The following is a 25,501-nucleotide window of genomic DNA, read 5'->3' as shown; positions in this document are numbered from 1 at the left end:
CTTAGTTAAGTTTGATTGAGTTGGGTTTTAGAAATAAAGTTTAAAAATAGTTTTCATTACTGGTTGACTTTCTAGAGATAGAGAGTAATATAGCCGACCTAGCTTGCTGGTGACGAATCAGCAAGAAGATCATTAAGAGATTATGAAGAACAACTTGTGTGGATTTTTACTGGTTGATCGATCGAAATTATTTTCATTGATTGATGGTAGAAATTACTCGAAGTTTATTTGAGAAATATTTGTCAGAAAATTGATGAGCCAAGATTGGTGCCCTTTAAGGCACTACATAGTATTAAACTGAAGAGTTTGATCATGGCTCAGATTGAACGCTGGCGGCAGGCTTAACACATGCAAGTCGAGCGGGGAAGAGTAGCTTGCTACTTTACCTAGCGGCGGACGGGTGAGTAATGCTTAGGAATCTGCCTATTAGTGGGGGACAACATCTCGAAAGGGATGCTAATACCGCATACGTCCTACGGGAGAAAGCAGGGGACCTTCGGGCCTTGCGCTAATAGATGAGCCTAAGTCGGATTAGCTAGTTGGTGGGGTAAAGGCCTACCAAGGCGACGATCTGTAGCGGGTCTGAGAGGATGATCCGCCACACTGGGACTGAGACACGGCCCAGACTCCTACGGGAGGCAGCAGTGGGGAATATTGGACAATGGGGGGAACCCTGATCCAGCCATGCCGCGTGTGTGAAGAAGGCCTTTTGGTTGTAAAGCACTTTAAGCGAGGAGGAGGCTACCGAGATTAATACTCTTGGATAGTGGACGTTACTCGCAGAATAAGCACCGGCTAACTCTGTGCCAGCAGCCGCGGTAATACAGAGGGTGCAAGCGTTAATCGGATTTACTGGGCGTAAAGCGCGCGTAGGTGGCCAATTAAGTCAAATGTGAAATCCCCGAGCTTAACTTGGGAATTGCATTCGATACTGGTTGGCTAGAGTATGGGAGAGGATGGTAGAATTCCAGGTGTAGCGGTGAAATGCGTAGAGATCTGGAGGAATACCGATGGCGAAGGCAGCCATCTGGCCTAATACTGACACTGAGGTGCGAAAGCATGGGGAGCAAACAGGATTAGATACCCTGGTAGTCCATGCCGTAAACGATGTCTACTAGCCGTTGGGGCCTTTGAGGCTTTAGTGGCGCAGCTAACGCGATAAGTAGACCGCCTGGGGAGTACGGTCGCAAGACTAAAACTCAAATGAATTGACGGGGGCCCGCACAAGCGGTGGAGCATGTGGTTTAATTCGATGCAACGCGAAGAACCTTACCTGGTCTTGACATAGTAAGAACTTTCCAGAGATGGATTGGTGCCTTCGGGAACTTACATACAGGTGCTGCATGGCTGTCGTCAGCTCGTGTCGTGAGATGTTGGGTTAAGTCCCGCAACGAGCGCAACCCTTTTCCTTATTTGCCAGCGGGTTAAGCCGGGAACTTTAAGGATACTGCCAGTGACAAACTGGAGGAAGGCGGGGACGACGTCAAGTCATCATGGCCCTTACGACCAGGGCTACACACGTGCTACAATGGTCGGTACAAAGGGTTGCTACCTCGCGAGAGGATGCTAATCTCAAAAAGCCGATCGTAGTCCGGATTGGAGTCTGCAACTCGACTCCATGAAGTCGGAATCGCTAGTAATCGCGGATCAGAATGCCGCGGTGAATACGTTCCCGGGCCTTGTACACACCGCCCGTCACACCATGGGAGTTTGTTGCACCAGAAGTAGGTAGTCTAACCTTAGGGGGGACGCTTACCACGGTGTGGCAGATGACTGGGGTGAAGTCGTAACAAGGTAGCCGTAGGGGAACCTGCGGCTGGATCACCTCCTTAACGAAAGATTGACGATTGGTAAGAATCCACAACAAGTTGTTCTTCATACGATGTATCTGAGGGTCTGTAGCTCAGTTGGTTAGAGCACACGCTTGATAAGCGTGGGGTCACAAGTTCAAGTCTTGTCAGACCCACCACTACTGACGAAGTACGGAAAATCAGAAACATTGACTTATTGATAAGCTGGGGACTTAGCTTAGTTGGTAGAGCGCCTGCTTTGCACGCAGGAGGTCAGGAGTTCGACTCTCCTAGTCTCCACCATACATTCCTACGGAATGTATAAAGACAAAAGCTAATAAATAGACAATCAGTTGATTGTTAGTTTAGTCCTTAAGCGATCAAGTGTTTAGATCCTAGAGATTAGCAAGTACAAGCGTTATGATACGCGCACTTGATAATCTCTGTGATTTATCACAGTTTCCTGACCTGACGAAGGCTGGAAAAATCATTAACAGAATATATTTGAGTTGAAATAATTTGTTCAAACTCGTTTCAAGTAGGCAACTACAAGAAATGAGTTCTAGCGAAATTAACTGAATCAAGCGTTTTGGTATATGAATCTAATTGAAGCTGTACTGTAGTTAAATCTACGAAACGCCAACTGTATGAGAGTGTTGAAAGACACGATCTGTTGCTTATCCTACTTGTAAGGATAAACGACTGTTTGGGGTTGTATAGTCAAGTAATTAAGTGCATGTGGTGGATGCCTTGGCAGTCAGAGGCGAAGAAAGACGTGATAGCCTGCGAAAAGCTCCGGGGAGGCGGCAAATATCCTGTGATCCGGAGATGTCTGAATGGGGAAACCCACTTACCATAAGGTAGGTATTGCAACATGAATACATAGTGTTGCAAGGCGAACGAGGGGAAGTGAAACATCTCAGTACCCTTAGGAAAAGAAATCAATTGAGATTCCCTCAGTAGCGGCGAGCGAAAGGGGAAGAGCCCATTAAGTCATATAAGTTCTAGTGGAACGCTCTGGGAAGTGCGACCGTAGACGGTGATAGTCCTGTACACGAAAGGGCTTATATGATGATGTCGAGTAGGGCGAGGCACGTGAAACCTTGTCTGAATATGGGGGGACCATCCTCCAAGGCTAAATACTCCTGACTGACCGATAGTGAACCAGTACCGTGAGGGAAAGGCGAAAAGAACCCCTGTGAGGGGAGTGAAATAGATCCTGAAACCGCATGCATACAAGCAGTGGGAGCCGGCTTAGTCCGGTGACTGCGTACCTTTTGTATAATGGGTCAGCGACTTATATTCAGTAGCAAGGTTAACCGAATAGGGGAGCCGTAGGGAAACCGAGTCTTAATAGGGCGTTTAGTTGCTGGGTATAGACCCGAAACCAGGTGATCTATCCATGAGCAGGTTGAAGGTTGGGTAACACTAACTGGAGGACCGAACCCACTGTCGTTGAAAAGCCAGGGGATGACTTGTGGATAGGGGTGAAAGGCTAATCAAACTTGGTGATAGCTGGTTCTCCCCGAAAGCTATTTAGGTAGCGCCTCGGACGAATACCATTGGGGGTAGAGCACTGTTTCGGCTAGGGGGTCATCCCGACTTACCAAACCGATGCAAACTCCGAATACCAATGAGTACTATCCGGGAGACAGACTGCGGGTGCTAACGTCCGTAGTCAAGAGGAAAACAATCCAGACCGCCAGCTAAGGCCCCAAAATTATAGTTAAGTGGGAAACGATGTGGGAAGGCATAGACAGCTAGGAGGTTGGCTTAGAAGCAGCCACCCTTTAAAGAAAGCGTAATAGCTCACTAGTCGAGTCGGCCTGCGCGGAAGATGTAACGGGGCTAAAACTATATGCCGAAGCTGCGGATGCATAATTTATTATGCGTGGTAGGGGAGCGTTCTGTAAGCCGATGAAGGTGGATTGAGAAGTCTGCTGGAGGTATCAGAAGTGCGAATGCTGACGTGAGTAACGACAATGCGAGTGAAAAACTCGCACGCTGAAAGACCAAGGGTTCCAGTCCAACGTTAATCGGGGCTGGGTGAGTCGACCCCTAAGGCGAGGCCGAGAGGCGTAGTCGATGGGAAATTGGTTAATATTCCAATACTTCTGTGTAATGCGATGAGAGGACGGAGAAGGTTAAGTCAGCCTGGCGTTGGTTGTCCAGGTGGAAGGTTGTAGGCATGTATCTTAGGCAAATCCGGGGTACTCTATGCTGAGAACTGATAGCAAGCTGTACTTGTACAGTGAAGTGGCTGATACCATGCTTCCAGGAAAAGTCTCTAAGCTTCAGTTACACAGGAATCGTACCCGAAACCGACACAGGTGGTCAGGTCGAGTAGACCAAAGCGCTTGAGAGAACTCTGCTGAAGGAACTAGGCAAAATGGTACCGTAACTTCGGGAGAAGGTACGCTGTTGTCGGTGATAGGACTTGCTCCTTGAGCGGGCGACAGCCTCAGAAACCAGGCCCCTGCAACTGTTTATTAAAAACATAGCACTCTGCAAACACGAAAGTGGACGTATAGGGTGTGATGCCTGCCCGGTGCTGGAAGGTTAATTGATGGGGTTAGCGTAAGCGAAGCTCTTGATCGAAGCCCCAGTAAACGGCGGCCGTAACTATAACGGTCCTAAGGTAGCGAAATTCCTTGTCGGGTAAGTTCCGACCTGCACGAATGGCATAATGATGGGGGCGCTGTCTCCAGCAGAGACTCAGTGAAATCGAATTCGCCGTGAAGATGCGGTGTACCCGCGGCTAGACGGAAAGACCCCGTGAACCTTTACTGCAGCTTGACATTGAACTTTGATCTTACTTGTGTAGGATAGGTGGGAGGCTTTGAAGTCGCGACGCTAGTTGCGATGGAGCCGTCCTTGAAATACCACCCTGGTAATATTGAGGTTCTAACTCTGTCCCGTTATCCGGGACGAGGACCATGTCTGGTGGGTAGTTTGACTGGGGCGGTCTCCTCCTAAAGAGTAACGGAGGAGTACGAAGGTGCGCTCAGCGTGGTCGGAAATCACGCGTAGAGTATAAAGGCAAAAGCGCGCTTAACTGCGAGACCCACAAGTCGAGCAGGTACGAAAGTAGGTCTTAGTGATCCGGTGGTTCTGTATGGAAGGGCCATCGCTCAACGGATAAAAGGTACTCTGGGGATAACAGGCTGATACCGCCCAAGAGTTCATATCGACGGCGGTGTTTGGCACCTCGATGTCGGCTCATCTCATCCTGGGGCTGAAGCAGGTCCCAAGGGTATGGCTGTTCGCCATTTAAAGAGGTACGCGAGCTGGGTTTAGAACGTCGTGAGACAGTTCGGTCCCTATCTACCGTGGGCGTTGGAAATTTGAGAGGATCTGCTCCTAGTACGAGAGGACCAGAGTGGACGAACCTCTGGTGTACCGGTTGTCACGCCAGTGGCATCGCCGGGTAGCTATGTTCGGAAGGGATAACCGCTGAAAGCATCTAAGCGGGAAGCCTACCTCAAGATAAGATTTCCCCGAGACTTTATGTCTCCTAAAGAGCCGTTGAAGACTACGACGTTGATAGGTTGGATGTGGAAGCATAGTGATATGTGAAGCTGACCAATACTAATTGCTCGTGAGGCTTGACTATACAACACCCAAACAGTTGTTGTACGAACTTCGAAAGAAGTGAGGATCAATTGATTCGATATTAAGCAAAACAGCTTGATTTAGTGAACGCTAAAGAACAAATGAGAGTATAATTAAGCACTGCTTAGTTCTACTCGCAAGAACTCAGATATACCTGTTAATGAATTCTATTTGGTAGAAAGCAAGGCATCTCAATAAGACCTAGCAAGTATCCATAAACAGTTGTGCTGGCGACCATAGCAAGAGTGAACCACCTGATCCCTTCCCGAACTCAGAAGTGAAACCTCTTAGCGCTGATGGTAGTGTGGGGTTACCCATGTGAGAGTAAGTCATCGCCAGCTCATTATTCGAAAATCCCCCTCCGCCAAGGCAGAGGGGGATTTTTTTATGCGTAGAATTTAGTCAAATAAATGTTATTTATGTGCTATTTCGACTGAAACATCACATAAAAATAAAATTGAGAGGCGTATACTGAACCGGTCTATGGAGCGGATATGTCCTCAAATTCATCTTCAAGCCATATTGAATATGGCTCTTCTGCTTTTAAAGCAGTGCTTTTTTCCTTATTCCTTGCTGGCTTTGCCATTTTTTCATCACTGTATTGCGTACAGCCGATGATGCCGATTCTGGCTGATTATTTCCAGGTCAGCCCGACTCAAAGCAGTTTCCCTTTATCTTTTTCTACCATTGCCTTGGCAGTTGGCCTGATTTTTACTGGACTAATATCAGACCGATTCGGTCGTAAGCCGATTATGGTCTGGTCTCTATTTTCAGTCTCAGTATTATTACTATTAAGTGCAATATTGCCGATCTGGTCCGTGTTTCTGACCACACGAGTAATGATTGGATTGACAGTCAGTGGTGTCGCTGCGGTCGCGATGACTTATATCGGAGAAGAAATTGCAGAAAAAGATATCGGTTTTGCCATGGGCTTATATATTTCTGGCACAGCGATAGGTGGTATGGGAGGGCGTTTAATTGCCGGAGTTTTAGTGGATTTTATCTCCTGGCAATCTGCCACTTTGATTATCGGTATCTTAAATCTTTGTATCGCTGGATTATTTTCTTACCTATTACCCGCTTCGCAACATTTTAAAGCCTATCCAATCAAGCTGAATCGTTTTAAAAACTCATTTAGGCAGAATCTCGCTGATTCAAAACTTCGGGTTTTATTCCTGCAAGGTTTTATCTTGATGGGCTGCTTTGTCTCGGTATTTAATTATCTGAGTTATCGCTTGATCCAAGCGCCATTTGAATTATCTCATGTCTGGATTGGCGTGATTTCGATTACTTATTTGGCTGGTATTTATAGCTCCCCTCGAGCAGCACACTGGGGACGGCATTATGGCAAATTCAGAATATTGGCAGCCATGATCCTGATGATGCTTGTGGGCTTGGCGCTGATGCTGATTAATCAGTTGGTTGTTGTTTTTATCGGATTGCTGATTTTTACTTTTTCTTTCTTCGCTGCCCATTCGACTGCCAGTAGCTGGGTGTCGATCCAGTCGTTACAGTATCGGGCAGTCGGTTCGTCGCTGTATTTATTTTGCTATTACCTGGGTTCAAGCGTGTTGGGGAGCTCAAGCGGATTGGTATGGGAAAATTATGGCTGGATAGGATTAACTGTGTTTATCACAGCGTTATTACTGACAGGTTTGGCATTTAGTTTAAGACTCCGTTCAAATTAGAGATTCTGTCCAAGCTTTCCTCCTCATAAATAAGATAAATTTCTTTTTTGATATATTTAAACTTTAGATTCAAGTGACAAATAGAAAGTGGTTCAGTTAGTCTCTGATTTTGTATAAATTATAATCAAGCAAGCTAGACCTGATTCATGGTAAAATAATCGGCTTTCATCTTTGATCTTATTTTTAGATCTCCTATCATCTGCCAGCCGAGAATTGCTAGCCATGTCTACTGCTTATACCATGCAGACTGCGCCAAAAGCGTTGTTTGATTACGACAAATATTGGGCGTCTTGTTTTGACCCTGCGCCATTTTTGCCGATGTCACGCGAGGAAATGGATCAACTCGGCTGGGACAGCTGTGATTTTATTTTAGTTTGTGGTGATGCTTATATCGATCATCCATCTTTCTGTTCAGGCATTATTGGCCGTACCCTGGAAGCACAAGGCTTCCGTGTCGGTATTATTGCACAGCCAGACTGGACCAGCGTGGATGCGTTCCGCGTTTTGGGTAAACCAAATATTGCCTGGGGTGTAACAGCAGGGAATATGGATTCCATGATCAACCGTTATACGGCTGACCGTAAAATCCGTTCTGATGATGCCTATTCACCAGACAATCAGCCAAACAAACGTCCAGACCGTGCGGCAACTGTGTATTGCCAGCGTGTTCGTGAAGCTTATCCGGATGTACCAGTATTGCTCGGCGGTATTGAAGCGTCGTTACGTCGTATTGCACATTATGATTACTGGTCAGACAAAGTCCGTCGTTCAGTCTTGATGGATTCAAAAGCCGATCTTTTAATGTACGGTAATGGCGAACGCTCAATCACTGAAATCATGCATCGCTTGGCGCGTGGCGAGAAAATTCACGAGATTACTGATGTTCGCGGTACAGCGTTTATTGTGAATAAACACAACCGTGCCTCTAAAGCCAAGTTTGTGGAAATTGCATCGAATGATGTCGATGCCATTGGCCGTGTTGATCCAATTATTAACCCGTATGTCATGACTGAAGATATCGAGGGTTGTGAGATTGAACAAGGCAAGGATTCTAGTCAGTACCAAGGTTTCCAAAAAGAACATGTCGCCAATCCGATTGTGCGAGCAGGGGATGACTTAGATCCTGATACGCAAATTGTGCAACTGCAACCGGCTTCTAAAGCGATTAAACATAAGTTACCGCCGCGCGAATTGGCCGTAATCCGTTTGCCTGCTTTTGAAGAAGTTGCTGCAGATCCAGTGCTCTATGCACATGCCAACCGTATTCTACATCTGGAAACCAATCCGGGGAATGCGCGTGCCATGGTGCAAAAGCATGGTGAACGTGATGTCTGGTTGAATGCACCGCCAATTCCGTTGACTACGGAAGAGATGGACTATGTGTTTGACCTGCCTTATGCACGTCTGCCGCATCCTGCTTATGGCAATGCCCGTTTCCCTGCGTTTGACATGATCAAATTCTCTGTGAACATCATGCGTGGCTGTTTCGGTGGCTGTACTTTCTGTTCGATTACGGAACATGAAGGTCGTATTATTCAGAACCGTTCTGAAGAATCGATTCTGCGTGAAGTGGAAAAAATCCGTGATACGGCTCCAGGCTTTACTGGCATTATCTCGGACCTGGGTGGCCCAACAGCCAATATGTACCGTCTGGCATGTAAAGATCCTGAGATTGAAAAGAACTGTCGTAAACCGTCATGTGTATTCCCGGGCGTGTGCCAAAACCTGCATACCGACCATGCGCCATTGACGCAGTTATATCGTAAAGCACGTTCTTTACCAGGCATTAAAAAAATTCTGATTGGTTCAGGCCTACGTTATGACCTTGCGGTTTTAAACCCTGAATATGTCAAAGAACTTGTCACCCATCATGTCGGTGGTTACTTAAAAATTGCGCCTGAACATACCGAGAAAGGTCCACTCAATAAAATGATGAAGCCGGGTATTGGTACCTATGACCGCTTCAAGCAAATGTTTGATCGTTACAGTAAAGAAGCCGGTAAGGAACAATACTTGATTCCTTACTTCATCGCGGCGCATCCGGGCACCACCGATTACGACATGATGAATCTGGCGATTTGGTTGAAGAAGAATGGTTTTCGTGCCGATCAGGTACAGACCTTCTATCCATCACCGATGGCGACTGCAACTACTATGTATTACACGGGTAAAAACCCGCTGGCGAAAGTGGCGCGTTATACTGAAAATGTTGACATTGTGAAAGGTGAGAAGCGTCGTCGTTTGCACAAAGCTTTCTTGCGTTATCATGATTCAAACAACTGGCCTTTACTGCGTGAAGCCCTGAAAGAAATGGGTCGTCAGGATTTGATTGGTAATTCGAAACAGCATTTGATTCCGACTTATCAGCCTGTAGGCAGTGCAGATGGTCAGTATCAATCGGCGCGTAAGAAGAACTCGACGGTTGCCGGTGATTCGCAAAAACGTACCGGTGAGCAAGGGAATCGTAGCAAGGCTGCACAGGCTCAGTCACGTCCTTCAAATACCAAGAAACGTCCTGAACGTGGTCAAATTCTGACCCAGCACACTGGTTTGCCGCCGCGTGAAACAGGCGATGCCAAAAAACCGTTTGGTGGGCCAAAGCCTAAAGCGAAGCCCAAATCACGTGCATAATTAAGTTAACAAAAAGACACTTCGGTGTCTTTTTTTAGCTCTTGGGTAAAGTAACGTAGCCTGAGCTTGTTCGTTGAAAGTGTAAAAGAATATATTATTTGGACTAAGTTCTTTAAAAAAGTGATATAAAAATAACACTTTGTCGGAATTGTCCTACAGTTGGGCAGATATGTATTGCGATCAATTCCATGGATGTTTTAGAGTGCATTATCAGTACTTTAAATCCACTTTCATTGGCATCTAGAGAGATGTCACTTTAGGTAACATAGAATCGAGTTTTGATACCAGTTGTATGGGTATTTAAACAGATTGGTTGTTAGCTCTATTTAAAATAAAGCGTGGGTTTATACTGCACAACAATAAAACAAAAATGATTATAAGAATGCAAGGATTTAGGCATGACCACCTATATTATGATTGGGAGTTTCCTGCTCTTCTGTGTCGTGCTCATGGCATGGAAAAAGCTCGGAAATAATTCCAAACCACAAGACAGTGCGTTAAAGCAACGTGCTATTTTTAACCTGAATGAGCAATTGACCTTCACTCGCCTGAGAGAAGTCTTACCTGAATACATTATTCTGGCACATGTTTCCTATGATGCCTTAATGACGACTAAATTTAACCGGACTCGACATAAGTACCGCAACCTGACTGCAGATTTTGTAATTCTGGATCAGCAATATCAGATTCTGGCAGTTGTAGCGGTAGATGACCCTTTAATCCTTAAGCGTCCACAACAGACAGGGTTCCAGGATGCATTACTGACCATGGCTGGTTATCGGGTGATCCGTTACGACGATGTGCCGGAATATTATCAGTTGCGCCAAGACTTTTTGCAGGAGCAAGCGCAAATGCAGAAAATGCCCAAATATACAGTTAGCAATGATCTGAAAAAATATTATTTATATTCGGATTTAGAGCGCAGTAAAATTAAAGCAGTCGGTTAAAACAAAAAAGCATGCCAGAAGCATGCTTTTTTTATGAATATCGATCTTGAAACATTATTCCGGTTTAACCGCCACGACAGTCAGTTCGACCAATACCCGTGGATCATAGAGTTTTGCTTCTACACAGGTACGAGGCAGCGCTTCGATATCAGCGACCCAGGCATCCCAGACTTCATTGAAGGCTGCATAATCCTTTTCAATATCTTTCAAATAGATAGTTACCGACATGATGTGACTTTTGTCTGTACCGGCATCTGCCAGAAACTGGTCAATAATATCTAAAGTCTGTTGGGTTTGCCCTTTAATATCCAGTTCGACATCTGTGGCCAGCTGGCCGGCAAGATGTACCAGATTACCGGCAATGGCAATTTCCGAAAAGCGTTTCGATACATGTAAACGTTCAACTGTCATGTTGTTCATCCTGAGTTTTGGGCATCAGGGCTGCGACCAGTGCAGTCAGCAGACAACCCACCGCCAGATAGATGGCTACATAATGCCATGAACCATCCGCCCAAATCACCAGTGCCGCTGCAATAAATGGGGTAAAACCACCCCCAATGATGCTCGCCACCTGATAGCCAACTCCGGCACCGCTGTAGCGGTATTCTGTGCCAAACAGGGAGGTGAAAATCGGTTGATGGACACTGACCACCATATCGTGTGCGACGTTCGCCAGTAAAATTGCCCCGACAATGATCATCCAGGTGTTTTGTGCATCGAGCGCCATAAAAAATGGAAAGGCTGAAAGCGCACCAATCAAACCGCCCCAGACACACATTTTCTGATGATTGAATTTATCCGCCAGCCAAGCAAAAAATGGAATACTGAAACAGCTAATTACCCCGACCATCAGCGTGATATTCAGGAAGAACTGTTTGTCCATGCCTAGGTTGCTGGTGGAATAGTTCAGGGCAAAGTTGGTGACCAGATACATGGTCAGCAATTCAGTCAGACGTAAGGCAATGATATAGAAGAAAGCTTTTGGATGTTTGCTGATGGCTTGCAAGATTGGCAGCTTTTCTGGATGATGGTCTGCTTTGACCACCTTTTCTACAAATTCCTGAGATTCATCCTGATCACGGCGAATCCACATCGCCACAGCTAACAATACGATACTGGCCAGAAAGGGAATACGCCATGCCCACTCGGCAAAGGCTTCTTCACCCAGTGTCGCAATAATAATCGACACTGCACCGGTGGCCAATACCAAGCCAACACCATAGCCGACCTGAACGCCACTGCTATAAAAGGCTTTTTTACCCTTGGGTGCATTTTCAACTGCCATCAGAGCTGCGCCGCCCCATTCACCACCGACAGCAAAGCCTTGCAAGGCTCGACAAAACACCAACAGCACCGGAGCCCACCAGCCAATTGCCTCGAAATTTGGCAGTAGACCAATCCCGACCGTGGAAATTCCCATCAGGATTACCGTGAGTACCAGCATTTTTTTGCGGCCGAGCTTGTCACCAAAGTGACCAAATACCACACCGCCTAAAGGACGAAACAGGAAGCCGACCCCAAAGGTGGCTAGTGCCGCCAGGGTGCCCATGTTCTCGCCAATACTAGGGAAAAACTGATCTTTAAAAATTAAGGCTGCAACAATGCCGTAAAGGAGAAAATCATACCAATCGACAACAGCACCAACAAAACTAGATAGCGCAGCTTTACGTGCGCGTTGTTCTTGAACAATAGAAGAATTTACAGAAGACATGCAGGAGGGGATTCCATGAGTTACATCAGAGTTGCCCTGTAATATTCGGATTTGATCGTCACGCTAATCACAGGACAGCATGCTGAAAGTAAAGGTGATTTTCAGCATCTCAGCACATACATGGATAATGCATTGCGCAGATAGAGTACTCTAAAAAATCAAAATGTAAAAACAAAGTTGCCGTATTTTTAAACTGATGCCTAAAACGTGATCAAAAAAGGTTTAGAGCAGCAATAACTGGGTTTCAGTCTCGGGGACGCTGAGCTGATACACGCCAACACCGATCAGCCGGAATTGCATCTGCGGGGCAATATGCAGGTCGTCGAGCAGTAAGTCCAAGGCTTGGGCTAATTCCTGTGGGCTACGCAGCACCTGTTTAAAACTTTTACTGTGTTGCATCACCTGAAAGTTCTTGAGTTTTAATTTGACCGTAACGCCGCGAGCCGAAAGCTGTTTCTTTTGCAGACTTTGCCATACTTGTCCAAGTAAAGGTTCCCAATAGGGGCGACATTGGTTCAGATGCAGGTCATCATCAAAAGTGGTTTCTTTGGAAATTTGCTGGCGTTCCCGTTCTACTTCGACCGGTCGTTCATCAATACCTTGAGCGTACAAAAACAGCCGCCGGCCATATTTGCCAAAATGTTGAATCAGTAAGGCTTCATCAATTTGCTGTAAATCGCCTAAAGTTTCTAGATTCAGACTTTTCAGTTTTTCCTGAGTGACTTTTCCCACGCCGGGAATTTTTTTCAGCGGCAGATCCTGGATAAAACGCTGTACCTGCGAAGGTTTAATTACACAGATGCCATTCGGTTTGTGCCAGTCCGAAGCAATTTTAGCGAGAAATTTATTGGGTGCCACACCGGCAGAAGCAGTCAGTCCGGTCGCTTGAAAAATATCCTCGCGAATCCGCATGGCGACTTCGGTGGCACTGGGAATCTGCTGTAAATTCTCCGTGACATCCAGAAAGGCTTCATCCAGAGACAGTGGTTCAATCAGGGAAGTATATTGTTGGAAGATCTGATGAATCTGTGCCGATACCTGCCGGTATTTGGCAAAATCTGGCTCAATCACGATAACTTGAGGACATAGTTTGCGCGCCTGCCCCATGGACATGGCAGATCGCAGGCCATAAACTCGTGCCGGGTAGGAGGCAGCCGCGACCACCGCCCGAGGATGATGCGAGGCTATCACCACAGGTAAGTCTTTCAATTCTGGACGTTCACGCAGCTCAACCGAGGCATAAAACGCATCCATATCAATATGAATAATTTTGCGCATGTTCGCTATCTTAAGGGGCTTTAATCGGATTGGGAAGCGAAGGCTGAGTTGAGTAAATAGGGTTGCGGTCCGCTGAGCAGAATGACTTTTGTCCCTTGTGTCTCGGCAGCCTGAATCAGAAGTTGCAAACTTTTTGGAGTGTCATCGGCAAGACGGGGTAAAAATTGCAGTGGCTGCTTTAAAGGCTGAAAAAAATCATCCCAATGCACCGGAATCACTACTTTGGGCTTGAGCATGTTCAGGGTTTCAGTCAGATATTGCTGCTGATAGTCACTGGATTGTCTGGAGAGCTGGGCAATACCTAAAAATAAAGTATCGACCTGTAGGTTTTTAAATTGATCCGGGATAAATCCGGTACTGGTCTTGACCAGAATTTTATGTCCCGCATGCTCAATCAGGTAATCGAAACTGCCACCTTCTTTAAATTCGGAAAATTTAGCCGGAAGAGTTAAAGGCCGCAGCAGCTCTTCGCCTAAATCATCATTTATCGCTGTGGGCGGGGTATGTTGTGAGGGAATTGCCGTGGTCTGGAAATGTCCCCATTGCTGTACTTGCCCAGGCTTAATCGGCTGTAATTGCTGTGGAGTAACTTTGGGATTTGCCCGGGCGATATTCAGGGTGCTCGGCGAACCGACCACAGCAGTTTCGGGAAGCATCTCTAGTAAAGCCGGGACATCCAGAACATGATCATAATGAGAATGACTGACCAGAATGGCTTGGGTTCGGCTCAATTCATGGCATTGTACCAGTTGTTCTAAGAGCAGCTTATCACTTTGAATAGGTCGAGTAATTACTTGCCGCAAAGATGGCCGGCTAAAGAAACCATCGATCAGGATCTGATCGTGGCCATCATCGAGTAACAGGGTGGACACACCAAAAAAATTGACTGTAAGCCCGTGAACGGATATACCGGTTTGCGGCTGCCACGCTTTAAAGTCACTAACCTTGCCCGAAGCTTGCAACAGATAAGCCAGCATACCCGCGATGAGTAGGAGTAGAATCACCAGACCGAGTAAAATGCCTTTTATCCATTTCAATCTTTTTATTTCCTTGTTGTTTTTATAAAGAACTTGTTTTCAGGCGATCAGCTTTATTTCGCTTTATTCTCAGATGAAGGTACTACAATTGCATTCTTTTTGAGAAAATCCAGCCATTGCTGTTCTGAGCCATAAAAAACATTCAGGTCTACCGGTGTGGTAATACCGGGAATTTTCCCCTGACTGGTATGTTGCCAAAACGTCCATTTAGGCTGATCTTTTAAATCAGGCAGACCTTTGTATTCACGTACCCAGAGTGGTACGTTAGGAAAGTGTCCTGCCAGTACAATATTATAAAAAGCTTTAGAAATATAGAAAATCGGCTGCTTGCCATAATGCTTTTTCAGGGCATCGTGCATGATCTGGATTTCGCTTAAAAGCTGCTCTTTAGAATAGGTATTGATACATTTGCTGTCATATTCCAGATCAATCACTGGCGGTAAGGCATCCGGTTTATTGGGAACAGCGTCAATAAAGTTCTGTGCCTGAATGCTGCCATCGCGGCAGAGGCGGTAGAAATGATAGGCACCGACCAAAAAGCCATGTTCACGCGCTTTCAACCAATTTTCCTGAAATTTGGTATCTTTGAAGTCGCCGCCTTCAGTGGCTTTCAGATAAACAAAACGGTATTTTTCAGGCGAAATCTGCTGCCACTGAATTTCTTTCTGATGGTGCGATACATCAAAACCCTGGATTGGATAATCGGCAGCATGGGCAGAGGGTGCTTTCATTAGGCATAGATAAACTATGGCGATCGTGATCACGGTGATCAGCACGCCAAGCCCAATCAAGAGCGATTTATTAACTCTGTTCGGAGCCTGATTTTTTTGCATCTTCAGTCCTTGCCTATATGTGATTTAGCCTAAAACTTACAATCAGCCCAAAGTGAATATAGCGCATCAAACCGGGGTATTTTTAGGAATATGCCAGAAAATATAGGCCGCAATAATATTGATACAGCCTAAACAGATCAGTGATACATGAAAAGCAGCCACCAGATTGTCAGCGCCGTAATAAGCACTCAGCATGTTCACCAGTGTTCCTGCCAGTGCCACCCCGATACTCATTGACAGCATCATGATCATCGACAGGAAACTGTTGCCGCTACTGGCATCCTGCTGGCTTAAATCCTTTAAGGTCAGGGTATTCATCGACACGAATTGCAGTGAATTTAAAATGCCGAAGATAAAGAAATGTATCGCACGGAGCCAGATCGGAGTTTCCGCCGTGGTCAGGGCAAAACTGGCAATACATAGACCTACCAGTAAGGTATTGACCAGCAAGACCCGACGGTAGCCAAAACGCTGAATGATGTTGCGGATAATCGGTTTGGAGGCCAGCGAACCAAGCACAGTCGGAATCATCAATAAACCGGTAATAAAAGGTTCGAAACCGAAAGCCACCTGCAACATCAGCGGCAGTAAAAACGGAATCGAGTTACCGCCGAGACGGGCAAAGAAATTACCCAAAATACCAATCGCATAAATTTTTTTTTTAAACAGCCGGCTGCGAAACAGGGCATTGCTATGCGTATGCGAATGATAGGCATAAACCAGGGTGGCCAATAAACCGGCCAGAATCAGGCTTAGACTCCACCACAGCGAGTTTTGTGGACTGGCAAAATTTTCAATTCCCAGACAGAGACCTACCATGGCCACGACCAGCAAGATAAAGCCCCAATAATCAAAACGGGCCACTGTAGGTTCAAGTACATTCGGCATGGCCTTAAAGGTAATTAGTGCGCCCAGCAAGCCAATCGGCAGATTGATCAGGAAAATCCAGTGCCAGGACAGATATTCGACCATCCAGCCACCTAGGGTTGGGCCAATCAAAGGACCAATCAGGCCGGCCAGACTCATCAGGCTCATGGCGGCCAGAAACTGGGTACGGGGAATGATCTTCAGCATCGCCAAACGGCCGACCGGCAGCAATAATGCACCACCGATCCCTTGAAAGATCCGGTACACCAATAATTCATTCAGGCTACTTGACCAGGCACAGCCCAAAGAGGCCAAAGAGAAAATAATAATCGCAGCAAAATAGGTATTTCTGACCCCGAACCGGTCTGCCAGCCAGCCACTTAAGGGAATGCAGGCCGCTACAGACAGCACATACGCCACGACCACACTGTGCATGCGTAGCGGATCTTCCTGCAAATTTTGGGCAATTGCAGGTAGGGCCGTATTAATAATGGTGGTATCCAGCCCCTGCATAAAAAAGCCAATCGAGACCAACAAGACCAGCAGTCTGAACTCAGGATCTAAGGCTTGATGCGTAGGCGTGGCATTCATAATTCTGGAAAACTGAAAATTTTGAATAGTTTAAAGGAATCAGCCGAGTCTGTCGTATATAAAGCGTTTCAACTTTTATGCGGTGTTGTGTCAAGGAACTGCAACCGATCTGTCATGGCACTGCAATGCTCTGGTTATAAATTGGTCACGAATTCTTCATGATAGATCAACAAAAAAATGAAATTAAAATCATTGATAGTGGCCATGCTGGCTGTGGGGATGGTGGCATGTGGGAGTGAGAATGAAAATGAAACACCGGTTCCAATCGTCGAGGCTACACCGAACTCGATCGAGTTAAGCAAATTAGCCGCTTATGAATCGGGTGTGTTTGCGCAAAGTGCAGCAGAAATTCCGGCCTTTGATACCGAGAGTCAACGCCTATTCGTGGTCAATGCCAAAGAAGGCGTATTGGATGTGCTGGATTTAAGTCAACCTGATCAGCCGAAAAAAATAACTTCTATCAAGGTAGATGATATTGCGCCAGAGGCTGAGGTCAACAGTGTCGCGGTGCACAATGGCGTTGTCGCCATTGCGATTCAGGCTGCTGTGAAAACCGATCCTGGCTATGTTGCTTTATATCAGGCCAAAGACTTGACCAAGCTGGCCCACGTACAGGTGGGTGCTTTGCCGGACATGCTGACTTTCACACCGGATGGTCAAAGCTTGTTGGTGGCCAATGAAGGCGAGCCTTCTGATGATTATCAGGTTGACCCTGAAGGTTCAGTGTCTGTCATTAGTCTGGCCAATTTAAAAGCCCCGATCGTTCGTACAGCAGACTTTAAGTCCTTTAATGGACGGGAAGCAGTATTGCGTGAACAGGGCATCCGCATTTTCGGACCAAAGGCGAGTGCTGCACAGGATTTTGAACCTGAGTACATTACTGTTTCAAAAGATGGAAAAACCGCCTGGGTTACCTTACAGGAAAACAATGCCTTGGCCAAAATTGATGTGGCTTCTGCCAAAGTACTCGCTGTTTATCCATTTGGCTTTAAAGATCATGGCATAAATGGTCATGGCATGGATGTCAGCGATGCGGATGGTGTCGACGGTAAAGGCAAAATCAATATTCAAACTTGGGCCAATGTCCGTGGCTTATATATGCCAGATGCGATTGCAAGTTTCGAGGTCGCGGGCAAAACCTATATTGTGTCTGCCAATGAAGGCGATGCCCGTGCCTGGGGTGAAAACAATCCCGCATATTTCAATAACGATATCAGCCAGGGCTTTGTAGAAGAATGGCGGGTGAAACACTTAGTCCATGCCAAAGGTTTTGACCGCCGTCTGGGTGATGATTTGCCAGCTCATCTTCGTGTATTGGCCAAAGGAGCAGAACTCAATCCGAATAATTTTGCGTATTGTGGCGCGGTGGCAGGGGATGCCAAAGACTGCCGTGAAGATCATCTGCTGGGCCGTTTAAATATTACGTGGACTGAAGGCTATCAAAAAAATGCCGATGGTACAGCCAAACTGAATGAACGGGGCAATCTGGTCTATGATCATTTATATAGCTTTGGTACACGCTCGGTCAGTATCTGGGTGGAAAATGATCAACAGACCGGTTTAGAACTGGTATGGGATTCGGGTGATCAGTTTGAGCAGTATATTGCCAAACATCATCCTGAGATTTTCAACTTTAATCATGAAGAAGCCGGACTGGATAATCGCAGTGACAATAAAGGGCCGGAACCTGAAGGGGTGACCTTGGGGCAGATTGGTCAAAAAACCTTTGCCTTTATTGGGCTGGAGCGTGTCGGTGGCATCATGGTCTATGATGTGTCTACACCTGCATCACCAGTCTTCGTGCAATATATCAATTCACGTGATTTTAAAGCGACCACAGAGCAGATTGAAATAGGACAAGCCGGTGATTTAGGACCGGAAGGTTTGGTATTTATTCCGGCAAAAGACTCCCCGAACAAGAAACCCCTCCTGGTGGTCGGCCATGAAGTCAGTGGCAGTACCACGATTTATCAAGTAAATCTCAAGTAGTCAAAAGCTTTTAAATTCAGGGCACTTCGGTGCTCTTTTTTGTAAGGTGACCGCATATATGACATTTTTGTCATTAAAATGAAATAAAACCGTCATAATCTTGGGCCAACTTTTCAGCAATGCTGAAATCTCCTCGCGTATAGGTTTGTTTTTATGACAATCGAGATTTTGATGGTGATCGGCTTCTGTTTGGCCGCTTACTCTATTGTCGGAAATGATGTACCTCAAACCCTAGGGACATTTATTTCTTCGAATTCACATCGCCCATGGTGGGTGTTGTGGATTTATATCAGCTCAATTTTAATTGTCGTATTGGTCTATGGTTGGTATGCATCTGGGGTGGGTGATGCCTCATACGGTCGTTTAGAAACGATTCCTTTCCCTGAAGGTGGCATTACCTGGCTGTACATTGTGCCGCCAATTCTGCTGTTGATGCTGACCAAATACGGGATTCCAGTCAGTACCACTTTCCTGGTGCTTACGATTTTCTCTCCCGCCAGCTTAGGCTCGATGATGGTCAAATCGATGATGGGCTATGCCGTCGCCTTTATTGTAGCGATTGTCATCTATCGTTTTGTGGTCAAGCAGCTGGCACGGCATTTTGCCAAGACACGTCATCAGGAGCACTCCAAGGTCTGGATGGGCTTGCAGTGGGTTTCTACCGGTTTCCTGTGGAGTCAATGGCTGATTCAGGATCTGGCTAACATCTTCGTGTATGTGCCGCGTCAGGTACCGTTTGAATTCCTGATGTTTGCGATTGCGGTATTCGTAGTGTTGCTGGGCGTGATTCTGTATCAACGTGGTGGGGCCATCCAGAAAATTGTCGATACCAAAACCGGTGTGACCGACATTCGTGCTGCGACGATTATCGACTTCCTGTATGCCATTATCCTGTTGATCTTCAAAGAGTGGAGCAATATTCCAATGAGTACCACTTGGGTATTCCTGGGATTACTTGCAGGTCGTGAATTTGCCATGTCGATGATTCTGGATGAAGTCAATAAACATCGTACGTCACGCAATGTCAGTGCAGATGCCATGAAACTGATGTTCGGTCTGGCTATGTCGGTCATTCTGGCAACGACTTTGCCGATGTTTTATGAGTTTGTGACGAATTATGGTCAATAAGACCTGATATTAAAAATCCAATAAAAAAGCGAGCCAGGTGCTCGCTTTTTTATTGCTTGAGAAGCTTAGACTACAAATCTTTGCGGATGGCCTAAATTGGTTAAAGTCGTATAAATTTCTTCTTCGTGTTCACAAATGATCAGTTTGGCACGATGCTGTGGCGGTAAAAAACCATCTTCAACGGCGCGGTCCAGCTGCGCAATCAAGGCATCATAGAAGCCATTCACGTTATAGAGCATCATCGGTTTCTGGTGCTGGTTTAGCTGACCCCAAGTGGCAATTTCCAGAATTTCCTCAAACGTGCCCAGTCCACCCGGTAATGCCACAAAGGCACAGGCCCGCTCGGCCATCATAGCCTTGCGTTGATGCATGCTGGTCACCACATGTAATTCGGTGAGCTGGTTATGGGCAATTTCATAATCCAGCATAAATTCAGGAATCACCCCTACAGCTTCACCGCCATGCTGGATCATGGCATCCGCGACCTGTCCCATCAAGCCAATACTGGCGCCACCGTAAACCAGCCCGAAACCATGTTCTGCCAGTCCTTGCGAGAGATGAATGGCTTTTTCTAAATAAACCGGTTTGTTGCCTGCACGTGAACCACAATAGAGAGCCACTAGAGGGCGTGTTGTTTTTGGGGAGTTTTCTTTAAAATAATCTGTCATTTGAATTACGCTTTGCATTTATTTTCTTCACCTTATCATTTTTCTTTCTTGTGACTATAGCTTAATTAATAAATATGACAATTCTGTGAGCAGGGACATTTTCACTGCAATAGGGCTCAGCAAAATTCATCGATAAACAGCTATGAAAACAGGTGAATTTCAAATTGATCTTGATATACTGAAAATTGGTTTCACAACAATAGAACGACGATGGGTAGTGGTAGTTGGCCGTTTAACTTTATAAATCTACGCCAAATAATTGATCTTATTCAATATAAAAAATTCTGTTTTGCTGTGTCACAGCGTCAGGTGATTCCATGCTGCAGTCCTGAGCTTCAGGAGCCAAGCGTATGATCTTTGAATGGATGTCAGACCCTTCAGCCTGGGTCGGTTTACTCACGTTGATTGTTCTTGAGATTGTACTCGGGATCGACAATCTGGTTTTCATTGCTATTTTGGCGGAGAAACTGCCACCAGAACAACGTAATACGGCGCGGATTGTCGGCTTGATGCTGGCCCTGCTGATGCGTTTGATCTTACTGGCCTCGATTGCCTGGGTAGTGACCCTCACTGATCCACTATTCCACATCTTTGATCATGCTTTCTCGGGCCGCGATCTGATTCTATTGTTTGGTGGGGTGTTCCTGCTGTTTAAAGGCACCATGGAACTGCATGAGCGTCTGGAAGCCAAACCCGTCATCAAAGAAGAAAATCCGGTCCATGCGGTATTCTGGATGGTGATTGTCCAGATCGTGGTGCTGGACGCCGTATTCTCATTAGACAGCGTGATTACTGCGGTCGGTATGGTCAAAGACCTGTCAGTGATGATGATTGCCGTGATTATTGCCATCGGGATTATGCTCTGGGCATCCAAAGCTCTGATGGATTTCGTCAACAGACATCCGACCGTGGTGATTCTGTGTCTGGGCTTCCTGATGATGATCGGCTTCTCACTGGTGGTCGAAGGCTTCGGTTTCCATATTCCGAAAGGTTACCTGTATGCTGCAATTGGCTTCTCGGTGATTGTCGAATTTATTAACCAGACCATGAAACGCAATCAGGAAAAAATGGTGACCACCACCGACATGCGCTACCGGACTGCTTCAGCAGTGATGCGGATGCTCGGTGGCAAACCTGCTCAGGACAATGATTCGTCTGAACCGGAAGATGTTCTGGCGACGCGTGCCTTTGCTGATGAAGTCTTTAATGATGAAAACGGCATTTATCACAGTGTCATGGTGCAGGGGGTACTGGGTCTGTCAGAACGTCCGGTCAAGTCGGTGATGACACCACGTCCTGAACTGGAATGGATTGATCTAGATAATGAGCCCGACAGTATCAAAGAACATTTATTGCAAATGAGCCATTCACGTCTGATCGTGGCGCGTAGTGAACTGGATAATATTGCCGGGGTGGTACTGACCCATAAAGTCCTGAACGAATACATTGAAACCGGGGTGCTGGATTTTGAAAAGCACTTACGTGAACCGGTGATCGTGCATGAAAATGCCCAGGTTCTGATGGTGATGGAGCAATTGCGTCAGGCTCCATTGCAAATGGCGATTGTCCTGAATGAATATGGTTCGATTGAAGGGATTGTCACGCCAATTGATATCCTTGAAGCAATTGCCGGTGAATTTCCGGATGAAGATGAGCTGCAAGCTGCCGCAGAAAGCCTGGAAGATGGCAGCCTGATTCTCGATGGTTCCACTGATATTCGTCATGTTTCGTTGCTGCTGGATCGTGATCTGGTCAATGAAACCGAAGAATATTCAACCTTGTCTGGCTATGTGTTATTCCATATGGCACGTTTACCGCATAGCGGTGAAAAGTTTGAAGCAGACGGGCATATCTTTGAGGTCGTCACCATGGACGGTCATAAGATCGACAAAGTGCATATCATTCCGCAGCTTCCTGCACAGGACTAGACTCTAGTCATGTTTGGTCTTTAAAGTTTGCTAAAATAGCCCGCATTGTCGGGCTATTTTTATGGAACTAAAATGTCAGAAGCATGTCCATGTGGACAAGGCGAATATCACAGCTGTTGTCAGCCGCTGCATGCAGGAAAACAGATCGCAGAGACTGCACAGCAACTCATGCGTTCCCGTTACAGTGCCTTCGCCAAGCATGAAATCGATTATATCAAAACCACGACTGCGCTGAGTCAGCAACAGGCGCTGGACCTGCAAGCGATTAGTGATTGGAGTAAAGCCAATCAGTGGTTAAAAGTTGAAATTGTTCAAGCCAATGAAAAAATAGATAAAAATCATGCCTTAGTCGAGTTTAAGGCACATTATCATGATGGCAAGCAGGCACAGGTGCATCATGAAGCTTCGCATTTTGTGAAGTTTGAAGGTCGCTGGTATTTCCTGGATCCGACTACAGACCAGAGCATCACCATGAAACAGGCCTGTATTTGTGGCTCGGGGAAAAAATTTAAGCAATGTTGTGCCGGATTCTTATAACTTTCACACAGATTTAGCTTAGAATAGCCGCCATCTCAAAGCCTCAGGTGGAAGCAGGGCGATGTTACTGACCGTCATCTATATTATTGCAATTACCGCTGAAGCCATGACCGGGGCACTGTCCGCTGGCCGGCGCAGCATGGACTGGTTTGGCGTGATGATTATTGCCTGTGTTACTGCACTGGGTGGCGGTTCGGTCCGCGATGTTCTGCTCGGACATTATCCCTTGACTTGGGTCAAACATCCCGAATATCTGGTGCTGACCTGTTGCGCAGCCTTCGTGACGATCCTGATTGCCAAATGGATGCGACAGTTACGTAATGTCTTCCTAGTGCTGGATGCCTTGGGTCTCATTGGCTTTACCATTATTGGCTGCCAGATTGCCCTGGAAATGGGACATGGTTTTGTGGTCAGCGCCGTCGCGGGTGTTTTGACCGGAGTGTCTGGCGGGATTTTGCGTGACATTTTATGTAATGACGTGCCGCTGGTGTTCCGCCGTGAACTGTATGCCAGTATTGCCTTTGTGTCAGTGATCTTTTACTGGCTCTGTAGCCACTACGGCTTGTCGCAGGATCTGACCATTTTGTCTACCCTGATTTTTGGTTTTAGCTTACGTCTGATCGCCATCTATTTTGGTCTGGAAATGCCAAAATTCATTTATAAAGATGATGATGAGCACTCGGCATCTTCCAAAGACGAATCTTAATTTTTAAATGTATAAAGTGCGGCAATAAAAATAGCCGCATTCAGCTCAATTCGTAGTATAAAAAATATAAAGCAGCCCACCTGTTGAGAAAGCAGCATCTCCCGTTCCACCTGATCAGAGATTTTTGTTATGGATTTAGTTTCTCGCATACAACGCTTACCGATTGGTAGGTTTCACTACACCTTGCTGGTGGTGATTGGACTGGGCTGGATGTTTGATGCGATGGATACCGGATTGATTTCCTTTATCCTGGCAAAAATGGCTGAAGACTGGCAGATGACTGCCGATCAAAAAAGCTGGGTGGTGTCGATCGGTTTTGTCGGCATGGCGATCGGGGCGATTTGTTCAGGTGGCCTGGCAGACCGTTTTGGCCGTAAAACAGTCTTTGCTGCGACCCTGGTCATTTATAGCCTGGCCACTGCAGCTTGTGCTTTTGCACCGGATCTGACCTGGCTGCTGGTATTCCGTTTTATCGTCGGTTTGGGCTTGGGTGGTCAGCTACCCGTGGCCGTAACGCTGGTCAGTGAATATATTCCTGCGCATGTACGTGGCCGTTTTATTGTCTTGCTGGAAAGTTTTTGGGGGCTGGGCTGGCTGGTCGCGGCGCTAGTATCGCGCTTTATCATTCCAGATTTTGGTTGGCAAATTGCTTTCATGATCGGTGGCCTGCCTGCGCTGTATGCCATCGTGATCTGGAAAATGGTGCCGGAATCTATTCCTTTCCTGATTAACCGTGGCCGTATAGAGGAAGCTTCGGCACTGGTGAAAAAGATTGAGCGTCAATGTGGCGTTCAAGTCTATGAAATTTTTGAAGTGAAACCGGTCGCAGAGAAGCAGAATATTTCATTTTCCCAGTTATGGTCGGGTATCTTTGCGCGCCGTACGCTTATGCTCTGGCTGATCTGGTTCGGTATTATCTTTTCCTATTATGGCATCTTTACCTGGTTACCAAGTTTACTGGTCAAAGAAGGCTATAGCATTGTCCAGTCTTTTGAATATGTGCTGATTATGATTCTGGCGCAGTTGCCCGGTTATCTGGTGGCGGCATGGCTGGTCGAAAAACTCGGTCGTAAGCCGACTTTGGCCGGCTTTATTGGCATGTGCGCGATTTCTGCCTATTTCTTTGGTCAGTCGGGTAGTGTTACTGAAATCGTGATTTGGGGCTGTCTGATGTCCTTCTTTAATCTGGGTGCCTGGGGCGTACTCTATACTTATACGCCGGAACAATATCCGACCAATATCCGTGCCTTTGGTTCAGGCTGGGCCGGGGCTGTTGGCCGGATTGGCGGTATCGCGGCACCTTTTGCCGTAACCCATCTGATGGGTATGCCGAATGGCTTTAGCTATGTCTTCACCATGTTTACGGCAGTTCTGGTCGCTGTCGCGATTGTGATTCTGGTCTTGGGTGAAGAAACCAAAGGCAAGACCCTGGAATCGATGGGCTTATAAAGGGAATGATTTTTTAGTTGCTTAGGGCCTATAAAGTGGATATTTTTAGGCCATAAGACACAAATTGTCGCGCTGAACGATTTGATGCCCTTGTGTCATCTACAGCCACGA

At 46.4% G+C, this 25,501-nt stretch carries 16 protein-coding genes, 2 tRNA genes and 3 rRNA genes; 14 read left to right on the top strand and 7 right to left on the bottom strand.

Translation table 11 applies throughout. From position 1 onward, the window contains the following. The first annotated feature begins 294 nt into the window (after positions 1 to 294). From J7649_RS09550 to J7649_RS09515, 8 genes are all read left to right on the top strand, one after another. Positions 295 to 1,832: ribosomal RNA gene (locus tag J7649_RS09550) — 16S ribosomal RNA — on the top strand. Positions 1,833 to 1,892: 60 nt separating this feature from the next. After that, positions 1,893 to 1,969: transfer RNA gene (locus J7649_RS09545), tRNA-Ile, on the top strand. Between the two features lie 48 nt (positions 1,970 to 2,017). Beyond that, a tRNA-Ala gene (locus tag J7649_RS09540) sits at positions 2,018 to 2,093 on the top strand. A 415-nt stretch (positions 2,094 to 2,508) separates the two neighbouring features. Continuing rightward, a 23S ribosomal RNA gene (locus J7649_RS09535) occupies positions 2,509 to 5,403 on the top strand. Positions 5,404 to 5,628: 225 nt separating this feature from the next. Next, a 5S ribosomal RNA gene (gene rrf / locus J7649_RS09530) occupies positions 5,629 to 5,743 on the top strand. The 16S, 23S and 5S rRNA genes sit together here with 2 tRNA genes alongside, the layout of an rRNA operon. Positions 5,744 to 5,896: 153 nt before the next feature. Beyond that, positions 5,897 to 7,090, top strand: coding sequence for an MFS transporter (locus J7649_RS09525; protein WP_219307644.1), 1,194 nt, complete (start codon positions 5,897 to 5,899; stop codon positions 7,088 to 7,090). Between the two features lie 222 nt (positions 7,091 to 7,312). After that, a complete protein-coding gene (locus tag J7649_RS09520; protein ID WP_004644879.1) occupies positions 7,313 to 9,721 on the top strand; it encodes a YgiQ family radical SAM protein in 2,409 nt (802 codons plus the stop codon). Between the two features lie 398 nt (positions 9,722 to 10,119). Then, positions 10,120 to 10,668, top strand: coding sequence for a DUF2726 domain-containing protein (locus J7649_RS09515; protein WP_219307633.1), 549 nt, complete (start codon positions 10,120 to 10,122; stop codon positions 10,666 to 10,668). A 54-nt stretch (positions 10,669 to 10,722) separates the two neighbouring features. Here the strand turns inward: J7649_RS09515 and J7649_RS09510 are convergent, their stop codons facing one another. The 6 genes from J7649_RS09510 to mdtD form a co-directional block, all read right to left on the bottom strand. Further along, positions 10,723 to 11,079, bottom strand: a complete 357-nt coding sequence (locus J7649_RS09510) for a RidA family protein (RefSeq protein WP_005101539.1) — start codon at positions 11,077 to 11,079, stop codon at positions 10,723 to 10,725. After that, positions 11,069 to 12,379, bottom strand: coding sequence for a shikimate transporter (gene shiA / locus J7649_RS09505; RefSeq protein WP_148334370.1), 1,311 nt, complete (start codon positions 12,377 to 12,379; stop codon positions 11,069 to 11,071). The genes J7649_RS09510 and shiA overlap by 11 nt, the downstream gene beginning before the upstream one ends. 222 nt (positions 12,380 to 12,601) lie before the next feature. After that, positions 12,602 to 13,657, bottom strand: coding sequence for a DNA polymerase IV (dinB, locus tag J7649_RS09500; protein ID WP_004281020.1), 1,056 nt, complete (start codon positions 13,655 to 13,657; stop codon positions 12,602 to 12,604). A 20-nt stretch (positions 13,658 to 13,677) separates the two neighbouring features. Beyond that, positions 13,678 to 14,694, bottom strand: coding sequence for an MBL fold metallo-hydrolase (locus tag J7649_RS09495; protein WP_174894108.1), 1,017 nt, complete (start codon positions 14,692 to 14,694; stop codon positions 13,678 to 13,680). 53 nt (positions 14,695 to 14,747) lie between these two features. After that, positions 14,748 to 15,527, bottom strand: coding sequence for a glycoside hydrolase family 25 protein (locus J7649_RS09490; protein ID WP_219307631.1), 780 nt, complete (start codon positions 15,525 to 15,527; stop codon positions 14,748 to 14,750). A gap of 66 nt (positions 15,528 to 15,593) precedes the next feature. Then, positions 15,594 to 16,985 (bottom strand): multidrug transporter subunit MdtD, encoded by a 1,392-nt coding sequence (mdtD, locus tag J7649_RS09485; protein WP_219307629.1) that lies wholly within the window; start codon positions 16,983 to 16,985, stop codon positions 15,594 to 15,596. A 177-nt stretch (positions 16,986 to 17,162) separates the two neighbouring features. Here mdtD and J7649_RS09480 point away from each other — a divergent pair, with 177 nt between their 5' ends. Together J7649_RS09480 and J7649_RS09475 are read left to right on the top strand one after the other, a co-directional pair. Beyond that, positions 17,163 to 18,974 (top strand): choice-of-anchor I family protein, encoded by a 1,812-nt coding sequence (locus tag J7649_RS09480; RefSeq protein ID WP_420868609.1) that lies wholly within the window; start codon positions 17,163 to 17,165, stop codon positions 18,972 to 18,974. A 153-nt stretch (positions 18,975 to 19,127) separates the two neighbouring features. Further along, on the top strand, positions 19,128 to 20,102 hold the full coding sequence (locus J7649_RS09475; RefSeq protein WP_114541479.1) for a hypothetical protein: 975 nt from the start codon (positions 19,128 to 19,130) through the stop codon (positions 20,100 to 20,102). A gap of 65 nt (positions 20,103 to 20,167) precedes the next feature. Here J7649_RS09475 and J7649_RS09470 read toward each other — a convergent pair whose 3' ends face one another. Further along, positions 20,168 to 20,788: an LOG family protein gene (locus J7649_RS09470; protein WP_004281026.1), complete on the bottom strand. Its 621-nt coding sequence runs from the start codon at positions 20,786 to 20,788 to the stop codon at positions 20,168 to 20,170. A gap of 332 nt (positions 20,789 to 21,120) precedes the next feature. On the opposite strand from J7649_RS09470, the gene J7649_RS09465 reads away from it, so the two are divergent. The 4 genes from J7649_RS09465 to niaP all read left to right on the top strand — a co-directional run bounded on the left by J7649_RS09465 (position 21,121) and on the right by niaP (position 25,390). Continuing rightward, positions 21,121 to 22,698 (top strand): TerC family protein, encoded by a 1,578-nt coding sequence (locus J7649_RS09465; RefSeq protein WP_174894110.1) that lies wholly within the window; start codon positions 21,121 to 21,123, stop codon positions 22,696 to 22,698. A gap of 72 nt (positions 22,699 to 22,770) precedes the next feature. Further along, complete coding sequence (locus J7649_RS09460) at positions 22,771 to 23,235, top strand: YchJ family protein (protein ID WP_219307627.1); 465 nt, start codon at positions 22,771 to 22,773, stop codon at positions 23,233 to 23,235. Between the two features lie 61 nt (positions 23,236 to 23,296). After that, positions 23,297 to 23,941, top strand: coding sequence for a trimeric intracellular cation channel family protein (locus tag J7649_RS09455; protein WP_004644893.1), 645 nt, complete (start codon positions 23,297 to 23,299; stop codon positions 23,939 to 23,941). Between the two features lie 129 nt (positions 23,942 to 24,070). Beyond that, the gene (gene niaP, locus J7649_RS09450) at positions 24,071 to 25,390 is read left to right on the top strand and encodes a niacin transporter NiaP (protein ID WP_219307625.1); all 1,320 of its coding nucleotides are present in this window, start codon (positions 24,071 to 24,073) and stop codon (positions 25,388 to 25,390) included. Positions 25,391 to 25,501 lie beyond the last annotated feature (111 nt).

The sequence above is a fragment of the Acinetobacter lwoffii genome (genome assembly GCF_019343495.1).
GTDB lineage: Bacteria > Pseudomonadota > Gammaproteobacteria > Pseudomonadales > Moraxellaceae > Acinetobacter > Acinetobacter lwoffii_P.
This window is presented reverse-complemented; position numbering and strand designations above follow the sequence as displayed.